Annotated in this window: 1 protein-coding gene; it reads right to left on the minus strand. The window is 65.8% G+C overall.

The genetic code is table 11. The annotated features are described in order from the left end of the window. Window positions 1-212: 212 nt before the first annotated feature. Complete coding sequence (locus Q0X16_RS10495; protein ID WP_297833944.1) at window positions 213-2,231, minus strand: flagellar hook-basal body complex protein; 2,019 nt, start codon at window positions 2,229-2,231, stop codon at window positions 213-215. Window positions 2,232-2,607: the final 376 nt, after the last annotated feature.

A 2,607-nucleotide genomic window follows, 5' to 3' on the forward strand; every position in this document is an offset into this window, starting at 1 on the left:
AGCCGATGCGCACGCTGACGCCGTTGGCGCCGGCCGCGGTCGTGACCTGCGCCGCGGTCTTGCGCACATAGCCGGGCGTCTCCGCATTGGCGACGTTCGATGCCACGAGCGACAGCGCGGATTGCGTGATCCGCAATCCTGCCGTCGATGTCGCTAGCGCCTGGGAAAGACTCATCTGGCGTCCTCAGCCGTTACGCACGCCGCGCTCCATGTCACCGCAGCATGTTCAGGAGGTCCTGCACCATCTGGTTCGCCGTGGTGATGACGCGGGTGTTCGAGGAATAGGCCTGCTGGGTGATGATGAGCTTGGTGAACTCGTCGGCGATGTCGGTGTTGGAGCCCTCCAGCGAGGAGCCGACGATCTTGCCCGACGCGCCGTAGGTCGGCGTGCCTGATTCGTCGGTCACCTCGAAGGCGCCACCGTCGATGCGCTTGAGGAAATTCGCGCCGTTGAAATCCGCAAGCGTGATCTCGGCGAGGTCGATGGTGCGGCCGTTCGAGTAGCTGCCGACGATGCGGCCCTTGTCGCTGACCGACACCGTCTGCAACTCGCCCGCCGCGTAGCCGTTCTGGGTCAGCAGATTGACCTTCACCGCGCCGTTGGCGTCGGAGAATTGCGTGACGCCGCCCGATCCGTGCACGAGCTGGATGTTGCCGAGCGCCACGCCGTCGACGGTGACGTTGTTGAGCGCGAGCGTGGCCACCAGCGGGTCCATCTGCCCGTTGGCGCCGAAGGTGTAGTTCACCCCCGCATTCTGCCAGGCGACGTCGGTGCCGCTGGCGTTGGAATTGACCTGGTAGAACATGTTCCAGGTGTCGGTGCCGCCGCTGGCGGCGCTGTCGACCTTGGCCCAGCGGATCTGGATGTTCACCGGCGAGCCCGATACGTCATAGGCGGTGATCGCACCGCCGCCGACCGAATTCTCGACGAAGGTGGTCAGGTCGATGGCGCGCACCGTGCCGTCCGACGACAGGCCGGTCAGCGTGCTGATGCCGAAATTCTGCGCGCTGGCCGTGCCGCCGATCGTGATCGTGTCGGTGAAATTGGCGGCGGTGACGGTGATATTGCCGTTGGCGGTATTGACCGTGGCGGTGCCCTGCGCGGGCGGGAGCGCGGCGAGACGCGCGCTCAATTCGGCAAGCGTCGAGACTTCCGGCGGAACGGCCGCCCCGTTGGTGCCGAACGTCACCGTGAACGGCGTGCCGCCGATGTCGATGACGAGCGTCTGGCCCTGCGACACGATGTTCTGCGTCAACAGATTGGTGGCGTTGGTCGTACCGATATCAAGGCCGAGCTCGGTCATCAGCGCGGGCGGCGGCGAACCGCCGATGACGATATTGGTGTCGGCGTCGCCGCCGGTCAGGACCAGCCGCCCGCTGCCGTCGATCGTCGCCGCGACCGGGATCGCCGGCGCGGTCGCCAACGCCGCGTTGATGGCGTTCATCACCGTCGCCGGATCGTCGCCGGCGGTCAGCGTGACGCTGCGGCCGTTGACCGTGAACGTGCCGCCATTGGCGAGGTTCGCCGGCAACGCGGCGCTGCCGGTCGCGACCGCCACCGCGTCAGCCAGGATATTGGCGCCGAAGCCGGTGATCGTGGCCGGCTGCGGCGCGATGGCGAGCGGATTGGCGGCGAACGACGCCGGATTGAGAAGCTCCGATCCCGGCACGTTGGAATCGTAATGCGCCGTGTTCGGCACGCGCGCCAGGTTGGCGCGATAGTCCACCTGGGTCGTGGCCTGCGCCGGCAGGAAGTCGTTCTGGAATTGCAGAAGCTGCGGCACGCTGCCGACGAGGTTGCCGGTCGTCGAATCCACCGGGATGCCCATCAGGTAATAGCCGGCGCCGTTGACCAGATAGCCGTTCTTGTCCACCTGGAAGTCGCCGCGGCGGGTGTAGTTCTCGATACCGGCGAAGACCGGGTTGTTGTCCACGAAGTTGTCGGGCTTCTGCACCACGAAGAAGCCGTCGCCGTTGATCGCCATGAAGGTGCCGATCGAGGCGCTCTGGATGTCGCCCTGCACGGTGTTGGTGGCGCGCGAATTGGCGACCACCGAGCCGGCGAGTTGCTTGGAGGGGACGTTGTCGGGGATCAGGTCGACGAAGCTCGTGTCCATGCGCTTGAACCCGGTCGTCTGCGAATTGGCGATGTTGCCGGACACGTTTTCGAGCGCGAAGGATTGCGCGCGCATGCCGGTGACGGCGGTGGTGAGAGCGCCGAAGATACCCATTACATTCCTCCAGAACGGACCCCGGGCGCGGCCAGCCCGGAAAAGCCAAGGCCGCAGGTTCCCGCCCTGCGCAGCAAGCCGCGTGCCATAAAATTTCATAAGAAAAATCAATATGATAAGAGCAAGGACGGGCCCGAATGGAGGCCGCCGCCGGCGACAAAATGCCTAAAGCCCGGCAGCTTTTGCCGGGTCGCGCGCGGCACCCGCGGCGGGCGGCGGCCCTCTCCTTTCCGGCGATTTGCCCGCCCGCGAAACCTGTGACTAGTGTCTGCCGGGACCGGAACAGGATCGACGATGCGTTTTGAAGGCACCAAGAACTATGTGGCCACCGACGACCTCAAGGTGGCGGTGAATGCGGCGGTGGCGCTGGAGCGGC

The organism is Thermomonas sp., from assembly GCF_025993755.1.
Taxonomy (GTDB): domain Bacteria; phylum Pseudomonadota; class Gammaproteobacteria; order Xanthomonadales; family Xanthomonadaceae; genus Thermomonas.